Raw genomic sequence first — 22313 nt, 5'->3', positions numbered from 1 at the left:
CCAGCCGAAAGGGCAGGGCGCAACGGCCCGCCGAAACCGGAATTCGTCATGACGCTTCAGGGAAAACGCATCCTCCTCATCATTTCCGGCGGTATCGCGGCCTATAAGAGCCTCGATCTCATCCGCCGCCTGCGGGAACGCGGCGCGTCCGTGCGGCCGGTGATGACGGCGGGAGCGCAAGCATTCGTGACGCCGCTTGCCGTCGGGGCGCTTGCGGCAGACAAGGTGTTTACAGAGCTGTTTTCCCGTGAAGACGAACAGGATGTCGGTCATATCCGCCTTGCCCGCGATTGCGACCTGATCGTCATCGCCCCTGCCACCGCCGACCTGATGGCGAAGATGGCCAACGGCCTGGCCGACGATCTGGCCTCGACCATTCTGCTGGCGACGGACAAGCCGGTGCTTGTCGCACCAGCGATGAACCCAAAAATGTGGTCGCATGCCGCCACCCGCCGCAATCATGCAACGCTGGTTGCCGACGGCATCCGCTTCATCGGTCCGGCTTCCGGCGAAATGGCCGAAAGCGGTGAAAAAGGCGAGGGCCGGATGGCTGAGCCCTTGGAGATCGCCGCCGCCGTCGAGGCTTTGCTCGATACAGGTCCGAAACCATTGGCGGGCAAGAAAGCCATCGTCACATCAGGACCGACGCATGAGCCGATCGATCCGGTGCGCTATATCGCCAACCGCTCGTCCGGCAAGCAGGGCCATGCCATTGCCGCCGAACTCGCCCGGCTCGGCGCTGATGTAACGCTGGTCTCCGGGCCGGTGACGATCCCAGATCCGAAGGGTGTCAAGGTCGTCCATGTCGAGCGGGCCGAAGAAATGCGCGATGCTGTGATTGGGGCATTGCCGGCCGATATCGCCGTGATGGTCGCGGCCGTCGCCGATTGGCGGGTCGCGAGCGCTTCCGGCAACAAGATCAAGAAGCAGCCCGGCGAAGCGCCGCCACCGCTTCTGCTCACGGAAAATCCGGATATCCTGAAGACCATCGGCCACCATGCCAAACGGCCGAAACTGGTGGTCGGATTTGCTGCCGAGACGCAAAATGTTGCTGAAAACGGCCGCTCGAAGCTGGAGCGCAAAGGCGCCGATTATATCCTCGCCAACGACGTCTCACCCCATACCGGCATCATGGGCGGTGACCGCAACACTGTGAAAGTGATCGGCAAGTCAGGCGACGAGGACTGGCCGGAGATGGACAAGCAGGCCGTTGCCGAATGGCTCGGCACACTGATCGCCTCACATTTTTCCTGACGCCATCCGTTCCATCCGGGACGTATCCGGAGCGGCACCCGCTGTTCCGAACAGACGCACATCGACGCCATTTTCGCCGACGATGACGGCGGTTCCGTCAGGGATTTCCACCCAGGCATTGTCGTCGTCGTTCAGTGGTTCGGAGACGAGGCAATAGCCGCCGCTCGGTCCCATCGGTGCCGCATAGAGTGTTGGTGCTTTCCAGTCGGACGCATAACGCACGGCATAGAGATTGTGGCCATCGGAAAGGGCGGCGGTAAAGCGCACCAGAACCTTGCGCTCCAGATGCTCGGCCAGCCGTTCAACGAAAGCCAGGGTCTCGGCAACGGCACCCAGCGGGTCCTGCTCCAGACCGAATTGCAGCGCCAGCAGGAACAGCAGCTCGCTATCGGTTGAGCCGGTGCGGGCCGTGTAGAGATCGTTGTCGAGCATCGCCTCCATCGGCCGGCGCAGATGCTCGAAATCGCCGATCTGGCCGTTGTGCATGAAGGACCAGCGGCCGTGCACGAAGGGATGGCAATTGTCGCGCCGCGTGCCGCCACCGGTCGCCGCCCGCACATGGGCGAGAAACAGCGGCGAGCGGATCTGCCGGGCAATGCTTTTCAGATTGCAGTCCGACCAGGCGGGCAGGATATCGCGGTAACGGCCGGGTTCCGGATGATCGCCGTACCAGGCGATGCCAAAGCCATCACCGTTGGTCGCCGTCTTGGCGCGGGTGGCGCAATGGGATTGCTCGATCAGCGAGTGGGCCGGCGACGACACCAGTTCTTCCAGATAGAGCGGCTCTCCGCGATAGGCTGCCCAGCGGCACATGCAGGATACTCCGGATCGCGGGGATGGCCCGCCTTGATGGTTCGTTAACCATGATACTCACCGATCATCCGGCCGAACATGGTAAAAATGCGTTAACGAACAGGATCATTTCCGCATCTTGCTGTTCAATCTACGATTTCTGGGTGCCGGGGTTGCTTCTTCAAGAACGTCGCGCTGAAAAACAGCCCGGTAGTTGCCGGCACATGCTGTGTGCCCAAGGGAAGTGCGGAACAGCAAGAAAATGCAGATGTGGAATGTATGTTCTATTCTTGCCGAGAATCTTTGCATATGGTCCTGACGAGAGCACAAAGCAGGAAGAGACCCGGATATATGGCCGAAACCGAAAACAGCATCGCCATTCCGCAGGATTTCGACGGTCTCAAGACGATCATCCTGGAGCGCAAGGCTCAGTTGCCGAAACGGTTGCGCCAAGTCGCCGCCTACGCGCTCGACAATCCCGACGAAATCGCCTTCGGCACTGCGGCCAGCATCGCCACCTCAGCCGATGTCCAGCCTTCGACGCTGGTGCGCTTTGCCCAGCATTTTGGCTTCGAAGGCTTTTCCAGCCTGCAGCAGATCTTTCGCGCGCGGTTGCGTGAGCGCACGCCGGGTTATGATGAACGCCTCAAGGCGCTGAGCGGTAACGACCACAGCAAGCTGGAAAGCGGCTCCATCTTCAACGGTTTTGTCGCTGCCGCGCATCGCTCGCTAGACAATATTGCCAGTTCGGTCGAGCCCGAGGCGTTCGAGCGTGCCGTCAATATTCTGGCCGGTGCCGAGACGATCTATCTGGTCGCCAAGCGGCGATCCTATCCGATCTCCGGCTATATGGCCTATGCCTTCGGCAAGCTGAAGGTCAAATATCAGATGGTCGGCACGGCGGCCGGGATCGATGATGACATTCTGGCGATGGCCGGCCCGAAGGATGCGGCCTTCGCCGTCAGTTTCTCGCCCTATGCATCTGAAAGCGTCAATCAGGCCAAGCTGCTTGCCAATCGCAAGGTCCCCGTCGTGTCCTTGACCGATTCGGCATTCTCGCCGCTGGCAGAATCCTCGAAGGTTTGGTTCGAGCTTGTCGAGGCCGACCACGCCGGGTTTCGCTCGCTCTCGGCCAGCATGGCCTTTGCCATGGCGTTGACGGTTGCGGTTGCGGAAAAAAGGCGGCGGATCGGCGAAGATCACTTAATAGAATGAAAATTCCATATTGACTAAACGGCGGAATTTATGTTTCATAAAGGCGACACCCCACCAGCCATTAAAAATGTCGGCGCGACGCAAGCGTCCGCCGGGAGGAAGCAGTGAGCCAGATCACCGATACGCAGGCGGACAAGCCGCTCGACCTTATCACCATTGGCCGCGCCTCGGTCGATCTTTACGGCCAGCAAATCGGAACCCGGCTTGAAGACGTCGCCAGCTTCGCCAAATCCGTTGGTGGCTGCCCCACCAATATTTCCGTCGGCACCGCGCGTCTCGGCCTGAAATCGGCGCTTTTGACCCGCGTCGGCAAGGAGCAGATGGGCCGCTTCATCCGCGAGCAGCTGGAGCGCGAGGGCGTCGAAACCAAGGGTATCGTCACCGATCCCGAGCGGCTGACGGCACTGGCCATTCTGGCCGTCGAAAACGATCATTCCTTCCCGCTTTTGTTCTACCGCGACAACTGCGCCGACAGCGCGCTTTGTGAAGACGATATCTCTGAAGACTTCATTCGTTCGGCCCGCGCTATCCTCGTCACCGGCACACATTTCGCCAAGCCGCATACGGACGCCGCCCAGCGCAAGGCGATCCGCATCGCCAAGGAAAGTGGCGCCAAAGTGGTGTTCGATATCGACTACCGCCCGAACCTCTGGGGCCTCGCCGGCCATGATGCCGGTGACAACCGCTATATCGCTTCCGAAAAGGTGTCCGCGCATCTGAAGACGGTGTTGGCCGACTGCGACCTGATCGTCGGCACCGAAGAGGAAGTGCTGATCGCATCCGGCGATAGCGACCTTTTGGCAGCGCTAAAAACCATCCGCGCCAATTCCAAGGCGACGATCGTGCTGAAGCGCGGCCCGATGGGCTGCATCGTCTATGACGGCCCGATTTCCGATGATCTCGAAGACGGCATCATCGGCAAGGGTTTCCCGATCGAAGTCTACAACGTGCTCGGTGCCGGCGACGCCTTCATGTCCGGCTTCCTGCGCGGCTGGCTGAAGGGCGAGCCGCATGCGACATCGGCCACCTGGGCCAACGCCTGCGGCGCCTTTGCCGTATCGCGTCTGCTCTGCGCGCCGGAAATCCCCACTTGGACCGAGCTGCAGTTTTTCCTGGAAAACGGCAGCGCGGAAAAGGCGCTGCGGAAGGACGAGGCAATCAACCACGTCCATTGGGCAACCACCCGCCGCCGCGACATCCCGCAACTGATGGCGCTTGCCATCGATCACCGCAGCCAGCTGGAAGATCTGGCCGGTGGCGACGCCGAGATTCTGGCACGGATCCCGGCCTTCAAGGTTCTCGCCGTCAAGGCCGCCGAGCGCATCGCCAACGGCCGTCCGGGCTTCGGCATGCTGATCGACGACAAGTACGGCCGTGATGCTCTTTATGCTGTCGACAAGAACTTCTGGATCGGCAAGCCGATCGAGCTTCCCGGCTCGCGTCCGCTGCAATTTGAATTCAGTCAGGATCTCGGTAGCCGGCTCATCGAATGGCCGGTCGATCACTGCATCAAGGTCCTGAGCTTCTTCCATCCGGATGATCCCACTGAGATGAAGGCGACCCAGATCGCCAAGCTCCGCTCGGCCTTTGAGGCCGCCCGCAAAGTCGGCCGTGAAATCCTGATCGAGATCATCGCTGGCAAGCACGGCATGCTCGATGACAACACGATCCCGCGTGCACTGACCGAACTCTACGATGCTGGTCTGAAGCCGGACTGGTGGAAGCTCGAGCCGCAGGCAAGCCGTGCCGCCTGGGCCGCCGTCGACGCCGTCATCGAAAAGCGCGACCCGCTTTGCCGCGGTGTCGTCCTGCTCGGGCTGGAAGCCCCATATGAAGCGCTGAAAGAAGGCTTTGCCGCCGCCCGCACCTCAAAAACCGTCAAGGGTTTTGCCGTTGGCCGGACGATCTTTGCCGAGGCAAGCAAGGCTTGGCTGGCTGGCGAGATCGATGACGAACAGGCGATCGCCGATATGGCGGGCAGGTTCGAGGCCTTGGTCAATCTCTGGCTTGGCCTTGCGGAAACAAAGGCGGCCTGAGGGTGCGGCATCTCCCTTCTCCCCGCTTGCGGGGAGAAGGTGGCCGACAGGCCGGATGAGGGGCTGACACCCCGGCTTCGCGAGAATGAGAGTTGCCCCTCACCCTAGCCCTCTCCCCGCAAGCGGGGAGAGGGGACGACAGAGCGAGCGGGGAGTGTTACCCCGAAAGAGACAAAGAAATATGCCGGATCATGTCCGCATATGCAGGAGGAAACAATGAGCCAGAAAACCGTTCGCCTGACCATGGCGCAAGCCGTCGCGCGGTTTCTCACGAAGCAGATGACCGTGATCGACGGCGAGAAGACACCGATCTTCGGCGGTGTCTTTGCCATTTTCGGCCATGGCAATGTCGCCGGTATCGGCGAGGCGCTGCATGGTATCAAGGACACGCTACCGACCTACCGCGCCCAGAACGAGCAGGGCATGGCCAATGCAGCAATCGCGTTTGCCAAGGCAAGCTTCCGCCGCCGCTTCATGGCTTGCACCACCTCGATCGGCCCCGGCGCGCTCAACATGGTGACATCGGCAGCGCTCGCCCATGTCAACCGTCTGCCGGTCCTGCTTCTGCCCGGCGATGTCTTTGCCAATCGCCGCCCCGATCCGGTCCTGCAGCAGATCGAGGATTTCGGCGACGGCACGATGACCGTCAACGACTGCTTCCGTCCGGTGTCGCGCTATTTCGACCGTATCACCCGTCCAGAACAGATCATCCCGGCGCTGCGCCGCGCCATGCAGGTGCTCACCGACCCCGCCGATTGCGGCCCGGTCACGCTGTCGCTTTGCCAGGATGTGCAGGCGGAAGCCTATGACTATCCGGAAAGCTTCTTTGACGAAAAGGTCTGGACGACCCGCCGTCTGCATCCGGATGCGGACGAACTGGCCCACGCCATTACGGTGCTGAAGGCCGCCAAGAAGCCGGTGATCATCTCCGGCGGCGGCGTGCTTTACTCCGAAGCCAGCAAGACACTCGCCGCCTTTGCGGAAAGACACGGCATTCCGGTCGTAGAAACCCAGGCCGGCAAGTCGTCGCTGCCACACAGCCACCCGCTCAACATGGGCTCGGTCGGCGTCACCGGCACATCGGCGTCCAATCAGATGGCCGAGGATGCCGATGTGGTTCTCGCCATCGGCTCGCGCCTGCAGGATTTCACCACCGGTTCCTGGTCGCTGTTCAAGAACGATGGCCTGAAGATCATCGGCCTCAACACCCAGGCCTTCGACGCCGCCAAGCATGAGGCGCTGCCGCTGGTCTCCGACGCCCGCGTCGGCCTCGATGCGCTCAGCGCCGGGCTCGGCTCGCACAAGGTCGATGCGGCTTGGACGAAGAAGGCGACAGATGGCAAGGCCGAATGGCTGAAGGCGGCCGACAAGGCGACCGCGACGACCAATGCGGCACTTCCTTCCGACGCCCAGGTCATCGGCGCCGTTCAGCGTGCGCGCAAGGAAAACACCACGCTGGTCTGTGCCGCCGGCGGTCTACCCGGCGAGTTGCACAAGCTCTGGCAGGCGGAAACGCCCGGCAGCTATCACATGGAATACGGCTTCTCGACCATGGGCTACGAAGTGGCCGGCGGCCTCGGCGTCAAGCTGGCCAAACCCGATAGCGATGTCGTCGTCATGGTCGGTGATGGCAGCTACATGATGCTGAACTCGGAAATCGCCTCGTCGATCATGCTTGGCGCCAAGATCACCATCGTGCTGCTCGACAACGCAGGTTATGGCTGCATCAACCGGCTGCAGATGGCGACCGGCGGTGCCAACTTCAACAACCTTTTGCGCGACACCCATCACGTCACCCTGCCGGCCATCGATTTTGCCGGTCATGCCGCTGCAATGGGCGCGCTTACCCGCAAGGTCGGCTCGATCAGCGAGCTGGAAATCGCCCTGAAGGAAACCTCCGGCGAAAACCGCACCACCGTCATCGTCATCGATACCGATCCGCTGATCACCACGGACGAGGGCGGCAACTGGTGGGATGTGGCTGTCCCGGAAGTCTCCGCCCGGCCTGAGGTCAACGAGGCCCGCAAGGGCTACGAAAAGGCACTCGCGGCCCAGCGTATTGGTTAAGCACACACTCCGTCATCCTCGGGCTTGACCCGAGGATCCAACCGGAAGGCGCCGCCGGTGACTATGGATCCTCGGGTCAAGCCCGAGGATGACGGGATACAGGATGATCAGGAAGGCCGGTCGCCTTCTTCCCAAGGAGAATTTTCATGAAAGCCAAACTCGGCATGTCGCCCATCGCCTGGTGGAACGACGACCTTCCAGAACTGAGCGATGACGTGTCGCTCGAAGAATGCCTGCGCCAGTCGCGCAGCGCCGGCTTCACCGGCATGGAGCAGGGCCGCCGTTTTCCGAACAATCCGAATGAGATGCTGCCGATCCTGCGTGCAGCCGACGTGACGCTCTGCGGCGGCTGGTTTTCCGGCACGCTGGTCAATGAGGAACTCGCGGCCAACAAGGACCGCATCGCCCCGATGATCGAACTCTTCAAGGCCGTTAATGCGCCTTGCATCGTCTATGGCGAAGTCGGCCGTTCGATCCAGGGCGATCGCTCGAAGCCGCTCGCCACCAAGCCGCGCCTTGGCGATGATGAGATGAAGGCCTATGCCCGCCGCGTCACCGAATTCGGCGAATGGTGCGCAGACCAGGGCATGCCGCTCTCCTACCACCATCATATGGCGGCCGTAGTGGAAACCGAGCCGGAACTCGACGCCTTCATGAAAAATTCGGGCGAAGGCATTCCGTTGCTGCTGGATGCCGGCCATCTGGCTTTCGCCGGCGGCGACGTGCTGCGCGCCATCGACAACCACCATGCCCGCATCAACCATGTGCATGTGAAGGATATCCGTCAGGCCGTCATCGACGGTCTGGATCGCAGCAAGCAATCCTTCCTCGACGCCGTCGCGCTTGGTGCCTTTACCGTACCGGGCGACGGCTCGCTCGATTTCGGCTCCATCGTCCAGCGTTTCGCCGATTATGGCTACGAAGGCTGGTTCGTCGTCGAGGCCGAGCAGGACCCCCGAAAGGCGCCGCCGCAGAAGATGGCCGAGATCGGCCATGCCGAACTGATGCGCGTCATGACCGCTGCAGGCTATACGGTGGAAACGGAAGGTTTTCCTAAGGGGTGATCCCCGTTGGGTGCTGGCCCTATGCGTCGGAAACGAGATTGGATCTGGCGGAGGCCACCTCCCCCTTGAGGGGGGAGGTCGCAGCGAAGCTGCGGGTGGGGGTGACCCGTTGTTTGACGCAGGAGATCACCCCACCCCGGCACTCCGTGCCGACCCTCCCCCTCAAGGGGAGGGTGGAAACTGAACAGGAGCCACACCATGCCAAACCTTCTCGTCAAACCAGCCGGCGCTTCCGGCCTTGTCCACGACATCACGCCGCAATCCGCCGGCTGGACCTATGTCGGCTTCGGCCTCAACCGGTTGGCTGCTGGCGAAAAGACGTCGGGGGAAAGTGATGATCGCGAAACCTGCCTCGTGCTCGTCTCCGGCAAGGCAAAGATCTCCGTTGATGGCGAGGATTTCGGTGAGCTGGGTGAACGCATGACGCCATTCGAGGGCCAGCCCCATGCGGTCTATGTGCCGAAGGGCAGCCGCTGGGAAGCCACGGCGACGACGGCACTCGATCTCGCCATCTGCAGCGCGCCGGGCGGCGAAGGCTACAAGGCCCAGGTGATTGCGCCGGGCCGCCACCTGCAGATGACGCGCGGCAAGAATACCAACACCCGCTATGTCACCAACATCATGCCGGAAGACGACAATGCGGCCTATTCCCTACTGGTGGTTGAAGTGATCACGCCCGGCGGCCATACCTCGTCCTATCCGCCGCACAAGCATGACGAGGACAATCTGCCGGCCGAAAGCTTCCTCGAGGAAACCTATTACCACCGCCTGAACCCATCTCAGGGCTTTGCCATGCAGCGTGTCTATACCGATGACCGCTCGCTGGACGAGACGATGGCGGTGGAGGATGGCGACGTGACGCTGGTGCCGAAAGGCTATCATCCGGTCGCCGCCATCCATGGCTACGACCTCTACTACCTCAACGTCATGGCCGGCCCGTCGCGCGTCTGGAAATTCAACAATGCCAAGGAACACGCCTGGCTGTTCACCGGCGTCTGATGCGCTAGGTTCCTTCTCAACAAGGAGGAACGGACATGCATATCGACGGACATTGCCATTGCGGCGCGATCCAGTATGAGGCGGAGATCGATCCGGACAACGTTTCCATCTGCCACTGCACCGATTGCCAGCATCTGACCGGTTCCGTCTATCGAGTGACGGTATCTGTTCCGAAGGCTGACTTTCGCATCACGGCGGGTGAACCGAAAACCTATACCAAGACAGGCGACAACGGCCGGACACGCTACCAGATGTTCTGCAGCAATTGCGGCTCGCCGATCTATACGACGGGAACCGATGAGGACGCCGAGGAGATCGGCATTCGCTGGGGCAATATCAGCCAGCGCCGCGCGCTTGCGCCGAACCACCAGATCTGGTGTTCTTCGGCTGCGAACTGGTTTGGCGAGCGCGATGCGCTGCCGGGCCAAGAGCGTGACTAAGAAGCGGGGTTGAGGAGCAGCGATGAGAACCGGCCAGTTCCGGATGCGGAAATGTGCGATCGAAGGTGTCGAGGCCGTTGAGGCCGACACGGCGCACAGCTTCGGCCGCCATACGCATGACCAGTTCGGCATTGGTGTGATCATCCGTGGCGCCCAGAAATCCGCCAGCGGCCGTGGCCCGGTGCAGGCCGGCCCCGGCGATATGATCACCGTCAATCCGGGCGAAGTGCATGACGGCCATCCGATCGATGCGGAAGGGCGCTCCTGGCGGATGCTCTATTTCGATCCAAGCGTGATCGCCCAGGCGGTTTCGGATATCGGCGAAGGTCGGCCAACTGATTTTGTGTTTTCACAGCCGGTGATGAGCGACGGATATGCCCCCCAACGCCTCCTGCCGGTCTACGCGGCAATGACGCAGACGCGAGAAACATTGGGGCCGGAAACCGGCTTTTTGCAACTCGTGGCCTCCCTGATGGACAGCCAGAGTGTCTCCCGTTTCGTGCCGCCGTCCATCGGTCGGGCGAAAGCCCTGCTGGATGACGATCCGGCCGCCGCCACGACCCTGGCCGATCTTGCCGTAGCCAGCGGGCTCAGCCGCTTCCAGGTGGTGCGGGCCTTCTCTGAAGTGACTGGCATGACACCGCATACCTATCTGATCCAGCGCCGCATCAGGACCGTTCGCCGGATGATCGCCGGGGGTACGCCGCTTGCCGATGCTGCCTTTGCCTGTGGGTTCGCCGACCAGAGCCATATGACCCGGGCTTTCGTCCGCGCCTATGGCATCACGCCGGGAGCCTACGCGCTGGCTCATCGTTGACATCATGCAATTTCGTTCAAGACCAAGGGGGGTGAGATCCGCTTCTCTGCGGCCTTCCCCATTGAGCGGAGTGCATCATGACCCTCGAACATCTGCTGACATCCATCGTCGTTATCCTGCTGCCCGGTACCGGCGTGCTCTACACACTGGCAACGGGCCTCAATTCCGGTGCGCGCGCCAGCATCCTCGCGGCCTTTGGCTGCACGCTCGGCATCCTGCCGCATATCATCGCCAGTATTGCCGGTCTGGCTGCCCTGCTGCACACCAGTGCCATGGCCTTTGAAGTGATCAAATATCTCGGCGTTGCCTATCTGCTCTACATGGCCTGGAGCGTCTTGCGCGATGCCGATAGCCTGCAGGTCACGGAAGAAGCCCGGCCCATGCGGCCAGGCAAGATCATCGCAACGGCCATCCTGCTCAACAGTTTAAACCCCAAACTGTCGCTGTTCTTTCTGGCTTTCCTGCCGCAGTTCGTGCCGGATGCCACGCCGTCGCCGACCCTGTTCATGCTATGGCTTGCCGCCATCTTCATGGTGCTGACCTTCATCGTCTTCGTGTTTTACGGCGTCTTTGCCGCCGCCGCGCGGCGCTATGTCATCTCCCGGCCAGGCGTCACCCTGTGGCTGCGGCGCGGTTTTGCCGGTGCCTTCGGGCTGATGGGGCTGCGACTGGCGATGTCGGCGCGGTAGGACGGCGAAGAAAGCGCATCCGCGCCAGTTCAAAGGCGATATCCGTTTGATCTTGAGGAGGAATCCCCTTATTCGAACGGGGTCGCCGCGCGGTCACCAGACATGCGGCTCGCCAGACATTCAAAGGAGTCAGCCCCCGTGTCTTCAGCGTCCTCGCCGGTATTCGGCAAGAAATACTCCGCCTTCCTGTTCGACATGGATGGAACGCTTCTGAGCTCCATCGAAGCAGCCGAGCGGGTGTGGGGAAAATGGGCTGAAAGCCACGGCCTCGATGTCGCGACCTTCCTGCCGACCATGCACGGCAAGCGCGGCGTCGATACGATCCGCCAGCTCGGCCTGCCGGGCGTCGATCCGGAAGCGGAATCGGCCATCATCTGCCAGGGCGAGATCGAGGATATCGAGGGTGTGAAGCCGCTGCCGGGCGCGATCGAATTCCTCAAAAGCCTGCCGCCGGAGCGTTGGGCAATCGTCACCTCGTCGCCGCGTGAACTCGCCAAGGTGCGTATCGCCGCCGCCGGCCTGCCGGAGCCGAAATTCATCGTCATCGCCGAGGATGTTTCGCGCGGCAAGCCGAGCCCGGAATGCTATCTGCTTGGCGCCAAGCGCGTCGGTTTCGATGCCAAGGATTGCCTTGTATTCGAAGACGTCGCGGCTGGCGTCATCGCCGGGGAATCGGCCGGTTCCGACGTGATGGTGATTACCGCCACGCACACACATCCGTTTGAGACGTCGCACCAGACGATCCCGGGCTACATCGGCATCGAAGTCTCGGTTGATGAAAACGGCGATCTCACCTTGACGGATCGCCGCTGATCAAAACCTCGTCAACGTTATCCGTGCGAGAGAATGTTGACGATCGTGCCGAAGGGGTCGCGGACGTAGAAGCGCCGCACACCCCAAGGTTCGTCGGTGATATCGTAGATGATTTCCAAGCGCATCCGTTTGGCCTTGGAGTAGACCGCATCGACGTCATCGACCTCGATCGATAGCTGCGGCACCGGCGTATCGGAGCCGCCCTCACTGGCGATGGAAACCTGCGCAGGCGCCTGTTCCCCGGATGCGAAGGTCAGGATCCAGCCGTGGTCCATGACGAGATCGAGGCCGAGCAGTTCGCCATAAAAAGCCCGCCCAGCCTGCGGATCGGCAGCCTCAAGATTGGCGACGATGCGAAGCACGGTCATCGCTCACGCCTCCACCGCACGCGCCTTCGCCATCGACTCGTCGAGTTGCGAGATCAACGACAAGAGGATGTCGTTCGCCGGTGTCGGCACATCGGCCATGCGCCCGAGCAACGTGATGGCGCGGGTTAGCGGCGTGATCTCCATCGACCGGCCCTGCTCGAGGTCCTGCAGCATCGAAGTCTTGGCATTGCCGAGACCCCGGCCATGTTCCATCTTCTCTTCCACCGTTTCGCTGACATGGCAGCCGAGCCGCCCGGCCACTGCATGTACTTCCGTCATGACCTGCTTCACCAGGTCAACGGCCGGTCCATCCATGATCTCGGAGATCCGCCCCCTGGTCAGCGCGCTAATGGGATTGAAGGCGGCGTTGCCGAGAAACTTCAGCCAGATCTGATCGCGGATATGCTCCGTCGTCTTGATCGTCCAGCCGCTGGCCTGCAGCAGACCGGCGATCGCTGCAAGCTCGGCAGACATTGTGCCTGAAGGCTCGCCAAGATGCAGCAGGCCGCCGCTGGTCAGCCGGATATGGCCGGGCTCGAGCATCTGTGCACCCTGATAGATGACCCCGCCGATGACGCGCTGCGGGCCGATCCGCTGCCAGACCAGGCCATCCGGATCGAGCGCCTCGACCTTTCGGCCTTCAAGGCCGCTCGCCGCATCGCCATGGAAATACCACCACGGAATGCCGTTCTGGATCATCACCACGCGTCCACCGGGCTTCAGCAGCCCGGCGATATCGGCGCTCGCCGAGGTCAACTGATGCCCCTTGAGCGTCACAATGACGAGGTCTTGCGGGCCAAGATCGCCCGCTTTGTCGGTGGCGGCGAATTTTGCGACCAGCGGCTCGGTCTTGCCCGGCTCGTAGAGATGCAGGCCATTGTCCCGGATGGCCTTCAGATGCCCCCCCCGGGCGATTGCCGTGATCGTCGCGCCGGTAAGCATGGGAGAGGTGGCAAGCCTTGCTGCCAGAGCGCCGCCGATGGCACCTGCGCCGAAAATGCAGATGTTACGGAACTGGCCCAGATTGTTCGTTTCGGTCTTGTCCATGCGATCCCCTCCAGGCGCTTCCCTTGATGATGCTGTTAGTAGCAATGGCAAAAGCATGCGGCCAGCGGTGAAATCTCCCTGTCTCCGAAAAGTGATCACAACAGCGCAATCATGGCAGGGCGAACGCGCAACAGTAGGTCGCTCCCAGACGTCGACAGGGTGGGAGGGCACCGTTAAGCTCCCGCCAAATCCTCTCTTTTTTGCCGGAGAACCCGATGTCAAACGAACCCGCCTTTATCACCGAGCCGGCACGCCAGATTGACGTCATCCACGAAACGGACGTGCTGGTGGTCGGTTCCGGTCCGGGTGGCCTGGCAGCGGCGCTTGCTGCTGCGCGGGCCGGTGTTTCTGTCACCCTGGTTGAGCGGTTCGGCTGTTTCGGCGGCAATATCACTGTCGTCGGCGTTGAGGGCTTCGCGTGGTACCGGCACGAGGCGACGGTCGAGGCGGGCGGTATCGGTTGGGAATTCGAAGAGCGCGCAAAGGCGATGGGTGCGGCCGTGCCTGAAAGCCAGTCGCTCAGTTATGAGCTGGATTCGGAAGGCTTCAAGCTCGTCGCCGACAGGCTGGTGGAGGAAGCCGGCATCCACGCAATGCTGCACCGTCAGTTCGTTGCACCGATCATGGATGGCAATGCGATCAAAGGTATCATCGTCGAATCCAAGGCCGGACGGGAAGCCATTCTGGCCGCCCGGGTGATCGATGCGACCGGTGATGCCGACGTCGCCCATCGCGCCGGTGCGCCGACATTCAAGACGCCGGTGGAACAGATGCAGGCGGCGTCGGTGATGTTCCACCTGGCAGGGATCGACAAGAAAGCCTTCATGGCCGGCGTCCGCTCCGACCCGCAAACCTATAGCGACTGGTCGACCGGCGAGTGGCAGATCGAGACATCGGGCAAGGAAGACCAGATGTTTTCGCCTTTCCTCGGCAAGCCCTTTGCCCAGGCGATCCGCGACGGCATCATTCCCGCGCATCTGAACACGATTTCAGGCACCTGGGGCGCGCTGCACGACACCGGCGAACTAACCTATATGAACCTCATCCATCTCGCCGGCTGCGATGGCACGGACCCGGACAGCATGACCCGTTTCGAGATCGAGGGCCGCCGCCAGTCCATGCTGGCGATCGAAGCTTTGCGCCGCTACACGCCGGGCTGCGAGGGTGCGCGCCTGCGCAATTTCGGCATGAGCATCGGCATTCGCGATACCCGCAAGATCGATGCCGCCTACAACATGACCGAAAACGATGTCCGCAACGAAGGCCGGTTCGACGATACGGTCGGCATCTATCCGGAATTCATCGACGGCTACGGCGTGCTGATCCTACCGACCACCGGGCGTTACATGCACATTCCATACCGGTCGCTTTTGCCGAAGGGCATCGAAAACCTGCTGGTCGCCGGCCGGGCAATCGGCGGTGACCGCATCGCCCATGCGGCGACACGCAACATGGCGTGTTGTGCCGTTGCGGGGCAAGGCGCTGGAGTGGTGGCGGCCATTTCGGTGAAGAGCGGCAAGCCGTTCGAAGACGTGGATCTTCCAGCCATTCAGAAAGAGCTTGAACGGCAAGGCGTGCGGATCAGATAAAGCGTGGGCGTGCAGCAAATTTCCTCTTCTCCCCACCGGGGAGAAGTGCCGAATGCAATGAGGGGGCGGTGCGGCAGGTTTAGAACCTGTGGTTCCCCCTCATCCGGCCCTGCGGGCCACCTTCTCCCCGCCGGGGAGAAGAGATCGTGCCCGGTCACGCTGCCTTGGCGACGTGATATTCCTTGATGGCGATCATCTTGATCGCCGGGTAACGTTCCGCCTCGTAACGCAGCGAGAACGCGTCCTGCGCGAGAAACACCGGGTCGCCGTCGAGATCGCGGGCGATATCGCCGCGCCGCGCGGTGATGAACTTGTCGAGGTCCGCCGGCTGGTCGGCCGAAATCCAGCGGCAGACGGAGAAGCGGGCGATGTCGAACGACACCGGCAGGCCGTATTCCGATTGCAACCGTTCCTTCAATACATCTAGCTGCAGCGCGCCGACGACGCCGACAATGGCCGGCGAGCCGTCTTCGGGTGAAAACAGCTGCACGACGCCTTCTTCGGCCATCTGCTGCAGCGCTTCCTTGAGCTTCTTTGCCTTCATCGCATCTTCCAGGCGCACGCGGCGCAGGATTTCCGGCGAGAAGTTCGGTACGCCCTGGAACACCAGCTGTTCGCCTTCGGTCAGCGTGTCGCCGATCCTGAGCGTGCCGTGGTTGGGGATGCCGACCACATCGCCGGCATAGGCCGTGTCAGCCAGCTGCCGTTGCGACGCAAAGAAGAACTGTGGCGCCGTGAGGCCGAGCTGCTTGCCGGTCCGTGCCAGCCGCGCCTTCATGCCGCGCTCCAGCTTGCCGGAGCAGACGCGGGCAAAGGCGATGCGGTCGCGATGGTTCGGATCCATGTTGGCCTGGATCTTGAAGACAAACGCCGTCATTTTCTCGTCGGTCGCGTGCACGGTGCGGATATCGGCCACCTGGTCGCGCGGCGGCGGCGCGATCTCGCCGAGCGCATTGATCAGATCGCGCACGCCGAAGTTCCTCAGTGCCGAGCCGAAGAAGACCGGTGTCAGATGGCCTTCGAGGAAAGCCTTCCTGTCGAAGGGCTTGCAGGCTTCGATGGCGAGCGAGGTTTCATCAATGAAGGCCTCGCGCTCGTTTTCCGGCAGGCGGTGGGCAACCATTTCCGGGCCATTGACCTTGGTGGGGATTTCCTGCGTGTCGGCTCCGCGAACGGTATTGTCGGCCAGATGATAAGAGCCGCAGAATGTTTTCGAACGCCCGATCGGCCAGGTCACCGGCGCGCAGTCGAGCGCCAGCTTCTCTTCGATTTCATCGAGAACTTCGAAGGGGTCGCGGCTTTCGCGGTCCATCTTGTTGATGAAGGTGATGATCGGGATATCGCGCATGCGGCAGACTTCGAAGAGCTTCAGCGTCCGCGGCTCGATACCCTTGGCAGCGTCGATGACCATGACGGCCGCATCGACGGCGGTCAGTGTGCGATAGGTATCGTCGGCGAAGTCTTCGTGGCCGGGCGTGTCGAGAATGTTGAAGACATTGCCGTGATATTCGAAGGTCATTACCGAGGTCACGACGGAAATGCCACGTTCGCGCTCGATCTTCATCCAGTCGGAGCGCGTCTGGATACGGTCTTTCTTCGCCTTGACTTCACCGGCAAGCTGGATGGCGCCGCCGAACAGCAGCAGCTTTTCGGTGAGCGTCGTTTTACCAGCGTCCGGGTGTGCGATAATAGCAAAGGTGCGACGGCGGGAAACCGCCTCGGCGATACTTTCGGCCATGATGTTAATCCTGTGAATTGCCGCGTATGTAGCGGAGCCGTGGATAACTTGCAATTCGCATTGACTGCGCTGCGGCCGGAATTGCTAAGGAGAGATATGACTCATCAATTGCAGACACTCCCAAACCTCAGCCTCGTTCGCCTGCAAAACGGCGAGGGCATCGATCTTCCCGCCTACGAAACTGCAGGCGCTGCCGGCATGGACCTTCGCGCTGCTGTCGAGGCGGACCGCCCATTGTTCCTCGGCCCGGGCAAGCGGGCGCTGGTTCCGACCGGTTTCATCTTCGAGATCCCAGTAGGCTACGAAGCGCAGATCCGTCCGCGTTCGGGGCTGGCTTTCAAGCACGGCATCACCTGCCTGAATACGCCCGGCACGATCGACAGCGATTATCGCGGTGAAGTGAAAGTCTTGCTGATCAATCTTGGCGACGAGGATTTACTCATCGAGCGCGGCATGCGCATCGCCCAGATGGTCATCGCTCCCGTCACGCAGGTTTCCGTTCGCGAAGTGTCCGGCGCCAGCGAAACCGCACGCGGTGCGGGTGGCTTCGGCTCCACCGGCGTTTGATGACCGCCGCTGCGAACAGCCACGGCCTGACATTCCGGCAGGATTACTTTGGCGATCCGCCAGCCTGGGCCGCACTGGTGGCGTTGCTTGAGGATACGTTCGGCATTGATGTCAGCATTCAGGATCGCTTTGGCGGGCCGGATCCGACCAGCATGCCGTTTGGCTATTTCGATGAAAGCGGTGTTAGCGCCGCCAATTTCAGCGGCTTCTCCATGCCGATGATGGTCGATGGCCGCTTGGTAAAGGCGGCCGGTTTCCAATCGGGCGCGGTGCGGCCGCAATGGCGGGGCCAAGGGCTCTATCGCGACCTGATGAACCGCGCGTTCGGCTGGTGTGACGAACAGGGGTTTGAGCTCGGTATTCTCCTGACCGACAAGCCGGCGATGTATGAGCCCTATGGCTTTAGGGTCTTGCCGCAGCAGCGGTTCCTGGGAGCTCCGCCGCCGGCGGAAACGCGGCTTGCGGGCACGGTGCGCGAACTCTCGCTCGATAATGCCGGTGACATCACCCTGATCCGTCGGGTGTTGCGCGAAAGAACACCCGTTTCCTCCGTTTTCGCCGCCACGGCACAGGCGGAAATGTTCCTGCTCAACGGCTTCTTCGATCCCGATGTCAGGCTCACCTATCTCGACCAGTTCGAGGCCGTAATCGCTTGGAAAGAGGATGAAACGTCGTTTCAGCTTCTCGATATTGCCGGAAAAACGATCCTGCCGCTCTCCGCCATTCTCGGATCGTTTGATCGGCGCCCCGACCGCGTCGAGGTTTTTTTCCCGCCAGACCGGCTGGATTGGCAGGGTACGCAGGAGACCTTCGAGTCCGATATCAGCCTGATGGTTCGGGGCAGCGCTGCCGGCCTGTCCGGCCCCGTCATGCTGTCGCCCATGGCCGAATTCTGAGGCCTATTTGCCCACTCCGAGTGGCGGCAGCCGGCGCTTGACCGGTGACGATTTGACGATCGATGTGTTGGTCTGGGATCGTTCGGCGATACGGTCGAGGATCGTATCGAGCTGCTCCATGTCCCGAACCAGAAGCTTGGCGATGAAGCAGTCGTCGCCCGTCACCTTGTCGCATTCGACGAATTCCGGCGTCTCCTGGATCATCTTCTCAACGATATGCAGCATGCCGGGCATCGGGCGAACACGCACGATCGCCTGCAGCGCATAACCAAGCGCCACCGGATTGATGGAAATGGTAAAGCCGGTAATCACGCCGCGATCCTCCAACCGCCGCAGCCGGTCTGCGGTGCTGGGTGAGGAAAGCCCGGCCTCCTGCGCCAGCTCTTTCAGCGAGATGCGCGCATTGAGGGAGAGGATGTCGAGCAGGCGCCGGTCGAGATCGTCAAGCATCGGGAACTCAGGAAGGTTAAGCTGATAATCAGCCTTCTATGATGAGGTATTTTATCTCAATCGCCTTCCGATATCCATATATTACGGCGCTGTCGCATCATAATCTTCTGCTTCGTTCAAAGGAGTGGATGTGATGGAAAAGGATATCAGAACCGGCACTGTCGAAATGACGGCGGCCATGCTGATTTCGGGTACGATCGGCTGGTTCGTGCTGATGTCCGGCCAGCCGGTGATCGATGTGGTCTTCTGGCGCTGCCTGTTCGGAGCGCTGACGCTGCTGGCAATCTGCGCGGCACTCGGCCATTTCCGCGCCGGTATCCTGACATGGCGGCTGTTCGCACTTGCCGTCCTCGGTGGCGTCTCCATCGTCATCAACTGGCTGCTGCTGTTCGGCGCCTATGCGCGCTCATCGATCTCGATCGCCACCATGGTCTACAACACTCAGCCCTTTATGCTTCTGGCCATCGGTGGCCTGGTTTTCCGGGAAAAGATCACCGCCACGAAGCTCGGCTGGCTCGCCGTCGCATTTGCCGGCATGGTCGCGATCGTTCAGGCAAAGCCGGCGGGTGGTTACGCGGGCAGCGATTACCTGATGGGCATTGCCATGGCTCTGGCGGCCGCGTTTTTCTATGCGCTGGCGGCCCTCGTTGCCAAGCGCTTGAAGGGGACCCCGCCGCATCTGATCGCGCTCATCCAGGTGGTGACCGGCCTTTTGATGCTTGCCCCCTTCGCCGGCGCTTCCGGCCTGCCGACGCAGGCTTATCAATGGGTGCTGCTGGTGACGATGGGCGCTGTTCATACCGGGCTGATGTATGTGCTTCTCTATGGTGCGATCCAGAAGCTGCCCACGCATCTGACCGGCGCGCTTTCCTTCATCTATCCTGTCGCAGCGCTCGCTGTTGATCGCCTCGCCTTTGGGCATCAGTTGCAGCCGGCCCAGCTTCTCGGCTCTGCGGCGATTCTGATTGCGGCTGCCGGCATGACATTCGGCTGGACATGGCCACGCCGGATGCGGCATCAGGCAAGCTGAGTTCACCCATGGAGGCCCGCATGATCACCTGTTACCTGCGTTATACGATCGATCCCTACAAGCTTGCCGAATTCGAGGAATACGCCAAGCTCTGGATTCCGCTGGTCAACCGTCTCGGCGGCACGCATCACGGCTATTTCATGCCGCATGAGGGGACGAACAATATCGCGCTCGCCCTCTTCAGCTTTCCAAGCCTTTCGGCCTATGAAGACTACCGCGGGAAAATGGCTGAGGATGCCGAATGCCTCGCCGCCTTTGCCCTTGCCGAAAAGACCCGCTGCATCGTCAGCTACGAGCGCAGCTTCATGCGGCCGGTCTTTTGAACACGCTCAGAAGGTGATTTCGCCCGACGGGCGAAGCTCGATCGCGTGCCCTCCGGCATTGAAGCCGCCGAGCACGCGATTGTGGTGGGCGATGATCTGCGAATAGGTCAGTTCGCCCATGTCGCCGGTCGTGTGGCCATCCGACAAAAGCGTGACATCGTAGCCCAACGTGACCGCGCGGCGCGCAGTTGTGTCGATGCAGAACTGCGTCTGACAGCCGCCGATGACCACATGGGTGACCGACAATTTCGCAAGCGCTTCCTCAAGATTGGTCTGGAAGAAGCTGTCGCAGCTCATCTTGTGGATGACGGTCTCGCCGAGAACCGGCGCGATCTCGTGGCGCAGTCCCCAGCCATTGGAAGAGCGCGCCAGCGGATCGCCTTGGCCGCCATCGTGCTGCACGAAAATGACCGGGATATGCGCGGCCCGGGCGCGGGCCTGGATCGACTGCAGGCGGCCGACGGTCTCGGCGTACGCGGCATCGATAGCCGGCTGGCGCTCGGGTGTGCCTTCACCGTCGAGAACGGCGTTTTGAACGTCGATGATGAGAAGTGCTGTTGTCATGGGTATGCTCTGTTCTTGTTGTCGAAAAAGGATGGGGCTCAGCGCTGGCTGTCCATCGCCATCCGCAAGGCAAGCGCACCGAGCACGCCGCCCATCAGCCAACGTTGCATGGAAAGCCAGGCCGGACGGCCCGCGAGGAAGGTGGCGATGGAGCCTGCCGTCAGCACGAAGAGTGAATTGACGGAGACGCTGGTGACGATCTGGATCGTTCCGAAGGCGACGGACTGCAGGAAGATATGGCCGAGCGCCGGATCGATGAACTGCGGCAGCAGCGAAAGATAGAGAACGGCGACCTTCGGATTGAGCAGACTGGTCGCAAAGCCCATCAGAAACAGGCGCTTGGGTGAATCCTTTGGCAAATCGCGAACTTCGAAGGCCGATCGCCCGCCGGGACGCACCGCCTGCCAGGCGAGGTAGAGCAGGTAGAGCACGCCACCGATCCGCAGCGCATCATAGGCATAAGGCACGGCAAACAGCAGCGCGGTAATGCCGAAAGCGGCCGACAGCATGTAGACGAGAAAACCGAGCGCAACCCCGATCAGCGAGATCAATCCCGCCATCGGCCCTTGACAGAGCGAGCGCGAAATCAGGTAGATCATGTTCGGGCCGGGCGTCAGCACCATGCCAAGCGCGACGAGGGCAAAGGCTGCAAGGCTTGCTGCTTCGGGCATGAATGGCATCTCCACTGAAGAGCGTATGAGGCGGGAATCTCGGTATGTGCTTTGGTATTGCATTAGCGGGAACGTATGCTTCGGGCAATGCCGCGCAAATTGCCAGCCTTAAGAAAACCGGCTAGATATTCCCTTCGCACATCTACGGAGCCGATGATGAGCCTCACCACGCTTTTTGCCTATTGCACCGCGCTTTTCATCGCTGCGGCGATCCCCGGCCCCGGCATGACCGCGATCGTGGCGCGGGCGCTGGGCTCGGGCTTCCGCGAGACCTTCTTCATGGGGCTTGGCCTTGCACTCGGCGATATCGTTTATCTGACCGCAGTGATTCTCGGACTGGCACTTGTTGCGCAGACCTTCACCACGACCTTCATGGTCATCAAGATCCTTGGCGCTCTCTATCTCGTTTACATCGCCTACAAGCTGTGGACCGCCGGGCTTTTGCCGCAGGATATCCAGGCGAAGAAAAGCACCAGCATGGGTTTGTCCTTCCTGTCCGGCCTCTTGGTGACGTTTGGCAATCCGAAGACCATGCTGTTTTACGTGGCGCTGGTTCCGACATTGATCGACGTGCACCGGATCGGCCTCAATGAATATGCCGTGCTTGTGGCCGCAACGTTTACGGTGCTGATGGCGGTGCTTATCCCTTATATCCTGCTGGCTTCGCGGGCACGGCTGCTTCTCAAGCAGCCCAGGGCTTTGAAGTCGCTGAACCGCATCGCCGCCGGTATTATCGGAACGACCGCCGCCTATATCGCCACACGCGCCGCCTGAAAAAATCGTTCTGAAACAGGCGGTTCCGCAATCGTTTTTTCCAACCGGAACAAAGTGCTGGAGAATGGCACTCTGGCAAGCGGACGGCTTTGCCCCTATTCTCCCTGCAA

At 61.3% G+C, this 22313-nt stretch carries 23 protein-coding genes; 16 read left to right on the top strand and 7 right to left on the bottom strand.

What is annotated here, in order from left to right; translation table 11 throughout:
• Positions 1–48: 48 nt before the first annotated feature.
• Positions 49–1254: a bifunctional phosphopantothenoylcysteine decarboxylase/phosphopantothenate--cysteine ligase CoaBC gene (gene coaBC, locus ACP7E0_RS10405; RefSeq protein WP_426124738.1), complete on the top strand. Its 1206-nt coding sequence runs from the start codon at positions 49–51 to the stop codon at positions 1252–1254.
• Here coaBC and ACP7E0_RS10400 read toward each other — a convergent pair.
• Positions 1240–2067 (bottom strand): class II glutamine amidotransferase, encoded by an 828-nt coding sequence (locus tag ACP7E0_RS10400; RefSeq protein ID WP_426124737.1) that lies wholly within the window; start codon positions 2065–2067, stop codon positions 1240–1242. The genes coaBC and ACP7E0_RS10400 overlap by 15 nt on opposite strands.
• Positions 2068–2397: 330 nt before the next feature.
• On the opposite strand from ACP7E0_RS10400, the gene ACP7E0_RS10395 reads away from it, so the two are divergent.
• The 9 genes from ACP7E0_RS10395 to ACP7E0_RS10355 all read left to right on the top strand — a co-directional run bounded on the left by ACP7E0_RS10395 (position 2398) and on the right by ACP7E0_RS10355 (position 12186).
• On the top strand, positions 2398–3261 hold the full coding sequence (locus tag ACP7E0_RS10395; protein ID WP_426124736.1) for a MurR/RpiR family transcriptional regulator: 864 nt from the start codon (positions 2398–2400) through the stop codon (positions 3259–3261).
• Between the two features lie 104 nt (positions 3262–3365).
• Entirely contained in the window at positions 3366–5297 is a 1932-nt protein-coding gene (locus ACP7E0_RS10390; protein WP_426124735.1) for a bifunctional 5-dehydro-2-deoxygluconokinase/5-dehydro-2-deoxyphosphogluconate aldolase, read from the top strand.
• Between the two features lie 216 nt (positions 5298–5513).
• Complete coding sequence (gene iolD / locus ACP7E0_RS10385) at positions 5514–7364, top strand: 3D-(3,5/4)-trihydroxycyclohexane-1,2-dione acylhydrolase (decyclizing) (RefSeq protein ID WP_426124734.1); 1851 nt, start codon at positions 5514–5516, stop codon at positions 7362–7364.
• Between the two features lie 146 nt (positions 7365–7510).
• A complete protein-coding gene (gene iolE, locus ACP7E0_RS10380; RefSeq protein WP_426124733.1) occupies positions 7511–8428 on the top strand; it encodes a myo-inosose-2 dehydratase in 918 nt (305 codons plus the stop codon).
• A 198-nt stretch (positions 8429–8626) separates the two neighbouring features.
• Positions 8627–9427, top strand: coding sequence for a 5-deoxy-glucuronate isomerase (iolB, locus tag ACP7E0_RS10375; protein ID WP_426124732.1), 801 nt, complete (start codon positions 8627–8629; stop codon positions 9425–9427).
• A 35-nt stretch (positions 9428–9462) separates the two neighbouring features.
• On the top strand, positions 9463–9867 hold the full coding sequence (locus ACP7E0_RS10370) for a GFA family protein (protein WP_426124731.1): 405 nt from the start codon (positions 9463–9465) through the stop codon (positions 9865–9867).
• Positions 9868–9889: 22 nt separating this feature from the next.
• The gene (locus tag ACP7E0_RS10365; protein ID WP_426124730.1) at positions 9890–10684 is read left to right on the top strand and encodes an AraC family transcriptional regulator; all 795 of its coding nucleotides are present in this window, start codon (positions 9890–9892) and stop codon (positions 10682–10684) included.
• Between the two features lie 77 nt (positions 10685–10761).
• Complete coding sequence (locus ACP7E0_RS10360; RefSeq protein WP_426124729.1) at positions 10762–11373, top strand: LysE family translocator; 612 nt, start codon at positions 10762–10764, stop codon at positions 11371–11373.
• A gap of 138 nt (positions 11374–11511) precedes the next feature.
• Entirely contained in the window at positions 11512–12186 is a 675-nt protein-coding gene (locus tag ACP7E0_RS10355) for an HAD family hydrolase (protein WP_426124728.1), read from the top strand.
• Between the two features lie 17 nt (positions 12187–12203).
• Here ACP7E0_RS10355 and ACP7E0_RS10350 read toward each other — a convergent pair whose 3' ends face one another.
• Positions 12204–12554, bottom strand: a complete 351-nt coding sequence (locus ACP7E0_RS10350; protein ID WP_426124727.1) for a VOC family protein — start codon at positions 12552–12554, stop codon at positions 12204–12206.
• A gap of 3 nt (positions 12555–12557) precedes the next feature.
• Positions 12558–13601, bottom strand: coding sequence for a ketopantoate reductase family protein (locus tag ACP7E0_RS10345; protein WP_426124726.1), 1044 nt, complete (start codon positions 13599–13601; stop codon positions 12558–12560).
• 215 nt (positions 13602–13816) lie between these two features.
• Here ACP7E0_RS10345 and ACP7E0_RS10340 point away from each other — a divergent pair, with 215 nt between their 5' ends.
• Positions 13817–15190: an FAD-dependent oxidoreductase gene (locus tag ACP7E0_RS10340; protein WP_426124725.1), complete on the top strand. Its 1374-nt coding sequence runs from the start codon at positions 13817–13819 to the stop codon at positions 15188–15190.
• A 154-nt stretch (positions 15191–15344) separates the two neighbouring features.
• Here the strand turns inward: ACP7E0_RS10340 and ACP7E0_RS10335 are convergent, their stop codons facing one another.
• Entirely contained in the window at positions 15345–16928 is a 1584-nt protein-coding gene (locus ACP7E0_RS10335; protein WP_113313593.1) for a peptide chain release factor 3, read from the bottom strand.
• A 96-nt stretch (positions 16929–17024) separates the two neighbouring features.
• Between ACP7E0_RS10335 and dut the strand changes: the two genes are divergently transcribed.
• Both dut and ACP7E0_RS10325 read left to right on the top strand, forming a co-directional pair.
• On the top strand, positions 17025–17495 hold the full coding sequence (dut, locus tag ACP7E0_RS10330; protein ID WP_426124723.1) for a dUTP diphosphatase: 471 nt from the start codon (positions 17025–17027) through the stop codon (positions 17493–17495).
• On the top strand, positions 17495–18391 hold the full coding sequence (locus tag ACP7E0_RS10325; RefSeq protein WP_426124722.1) for a GNAT family N-acetyltransferase: 897 nt from the start codon (positions 17495–17497) through the stop codon (positions 18389–18391). Before dut ends, ACP7E0_RS10325 begins: the two co-directional genes overlap by 1 nt.
• Before the next feature lie 3 nt (positions 18392–18394).
• Here the strand turns inward: ACP7E0_RS10325 and ACP7E0_RS10320 are convergent, their stop codons facing one another.
• A complete protein-coding gene (locus ACP7E0_RS10320; protein ID WP_426124721.1) occupies positions 18395–18841 on the bottom strand; it encodes an Lrp/AsnC family transcriptional regulator in 447 nt (148 codons plus the stop codon).
• A 133-nt stretch (positions 18842–18974) separates the two neighbouring features.
• Between ACP7E0_RS10320 and ACP7E0_RS10315 the strand changes: the two genes are divergently transcribed.
• Together ACP7E0_RS10315 and ACP7E0_RS10310 are read left to right on the top strand one after the other, a co-directional pair.
• Positions 18975–19871, top strand: a complete 897-nt coding sequence (locus ACP7E0_RS10315) for a DMT family transporter (protein WP_426124719.1) — start codon at positions 18975–18977, stop codon at positions 19869–19871.
• A gap of 20 nt (positions 19872–19891) precedes the next feature.
• On the top strand, positions 19892–20194 hold the full coding sequence (locus ACP7E0_RS10310; protein ID WP_426124718.1) for an NIPSNAP family protein: 303 nt from the start codon (positions 19892–19894) through the stop codon (positions 20192–20194).
• 6 nt (positions 20195–20200) lie between these two features.
• Here ACP7E0_RS10310 and ACP7E0_RS10305 read toward each other — a convergent pair whose 3' ends face one another.
• Together ACP7E0_RS10305 and ACP7E0_RS10300 are read right to left on the bottom strand one after the other, a co-directional pair.
• Positions 20201–20758 carry a cysteine hydrolase family protein gene (locus ACP7E0_RS10305; protein WP_426124717.1) on the bottom strand — a complete coding sequence of 186 codons (558 nt, stop codon included), beginning with the start codon at positions 20756–20758 and terminating at the stop codon, positions 20201–20203.
• Positions 20759–20796: 38 nt separating this feature from the next.
• The gene (locus ACP7E0_RS10300; RefSeq protein WP_426124716.1) at positions 20797–21429 is read right to left on the bottom strand and encodes a LysE family translocator; all 633 of its coding nucleotides are present in this window, start codon (positions 21427–21429) and stop codon (positions 20797–20799) included.
• Between the two features lie 156 nt (positions 21430–21585).
• Here ACP7E0_RS10300 and ACP7E0_RS10295 point away from each other — a divergent pair, with 156 nt between their 5' ends.
• Positions 21586–22203, top strand: a complete 618-nt coding sequence (locus tag ACP7E0_RS10295) for a LysE family translocator (RefSeq protein ID WP_426124944.1) — start codon at positions 21586–21588, stop codon at positions 22201–22203.
• Positions 22204–22313 lie beyond the last annotated feature (110 nt).

This window comes from Pararhizobium sp. PWRC1-1 (assembly GCF_049897905.1).
Taxonomy (GTDB): domain Bacteria; phylum Pseudomonadota; class Alphaproteobacteria; order Rhizobiales; family Rhizobiaceae; genus Pararhizobium.
This window is presented reverse-complemented; position numbering and strand designations above follow the sequence as displayed.

What these genes read in the sequence shown, in the direction of transcription:
- ACP7E0_RS10300 (WP_426124716.1), bottom strand. Translation starts at nt 21,429, where the DNA reads ATGCCCGAAGCAGCAAGCCTTGCAGCCTTTGCCCTCGTCGCGCTTGGC.
- ACP7E0_RS10400 (WP_426124737.1), bottom strand. Translation starts at nt 2,067, where the DNA reads ATGTGCCGCTGGGCAGCCTATCGCGGAGAGCCGCTCTATCTGGAAGAA.
- ACP7E0_RS10320 (WP_426124721.1), bottom strand. Translation starts at nt 18,841, where the DNA reads ATGCTTGACGATCTCGACCGGCGCCTGCTCGACATCCTCTCCCTCAAT.
- ACP7E0_RS10335 (WP_113313593.1), bottom strand. Translation starts at nt 16,928, where the DNA reads ATGGCCGAAAGTATCGCCGAGGCGGTTTCCCGCCGTCGCACCTTTGCT.
- iolE (WP_426124733.1), top strand. Translation starts at nt 7,511, where the DNA reads ATGAAAGCCAAACTCGGCATGTCGCCCATCGCCTGGTGGAACGACGAC.
- ACP7E0_RS10295 (WP_426124944.1), top strand. Translation starts at nt 21,586, where the DNA reads ATGAGCCTCACCACGCTTTTTGCCTATTGCACCGCGCTTTTCATCGCT.
- ACP7E0_RS10360 (WP_426124729.1), top strand. Translation starts at nt 10,762, where the DNA reads ATGACCCTCGAACATCTGCTGACATCCATCGTCGTTATCCTGCTGCCC.
- coaBC (WP_426124738.1), top strand. Translation starts at nt 49, where the DNA reads ATGACGCTTCAGGGAAAACGCATCCTCCTCATCATTTCCGGCGGTATC.
- ACP7E0_RS10310 (WP_426124718.1), top strand. Translation starts at nt 19,892, where the DNA reads ATGATCACCTGTTACCTGCGTTATACGATCGATCCCTACAAGCTTGCC.
- ACP7E0_RS10350 (WP_426124727.1), bottom strand. Translation starts at nt 12,554, where the DNA reads ATGACCGTGCTTCGCATCGTCGCCAATCTTGAGGCTGCCGATCCGCAG.
- ACP7E0_RS10365 (WP_426124730.1), top strand. Translation starts at nt 9,890, where the DNA reads ATGAGAACCGGCCAGTTCCGGATGCGGAAATGTGCGATCGAAGGTGTC.
- ACP7E0_RS10305 (WP_426124717.1), bottom strand. Translation starts at nt 20,758, where the DNA reads ATGACAACAGCACTTCTCATCATCGACGTTCAAAACGCCGTTCTCGAC.
- ACP7E0_RS10345 (WP_426124726.1), bottom strand. Translation starts at nt 13,601, where the DNA reads ATGGACAAGACCGAAACGAACAATCTGGGCCAGTTCCGTAACATCTGC.
- ACP7E0_RS10325 (WP_426124722.1), top strand. Translation starts at nt 17,495, where the DNA reads ATGACCGCCGCTGCGAACAGCCACGGCCTGACATTCCGGCAGGATTAC.
- iolB (WP_426124732.1), top strand. Translation starts at nt 8,627, where the DNA reads ATGCCAAACCTTCTCGTCAAACCAGCCGGCGCTTCCGGCCTTGTCCAC.
- iolD (WP_426124734.1), top strand. Translation starts at nt 5,514, where the DNA reads ATGAGCCAGAAAACCGTTCGCCTGACCATGGCGCAAGCCGTCGCGCGG.
- dut (WP_426124723.1), top strand. Translation starts at nt 17,025, where the DNA reads ATGACTCATCAATTGCAGACACTCCCAAACCTCAGCCTCGTTCGCCTG.
- ACP7E0_RS10395 (WP_426124736.1), top strand. Translation starts at nt 2,398, where the DNA reads ATGGCCGAAACCGAAAACAGCATCGCCATTCCGCAGGATTTCGACGGT.
- ACP7E0_RS10370 (WP_426124731.1), top strand. Translation starts at nt 9,463, where the DNA reads ATGCATATCGACGGACATTGCCATTGCGGCGCGATCCAGTATGAGGCG.
- ACP7E0_RS10315 (WP_426124719.1), top strand. Translation starts at nt 18,975, where the DNA reads ATGGAAAAGGATATCAGAACCGGCACTGTCGAAATGACGGCGGCCATG.
- ACP7E0_RS10340 (WP_426124725.1), top strand. Translation starts at nt 13,817, where the DNA reads ATGTCAAACGAACCCGCCTTTATCACCGAGCCGGCACGCCAGATTGAC.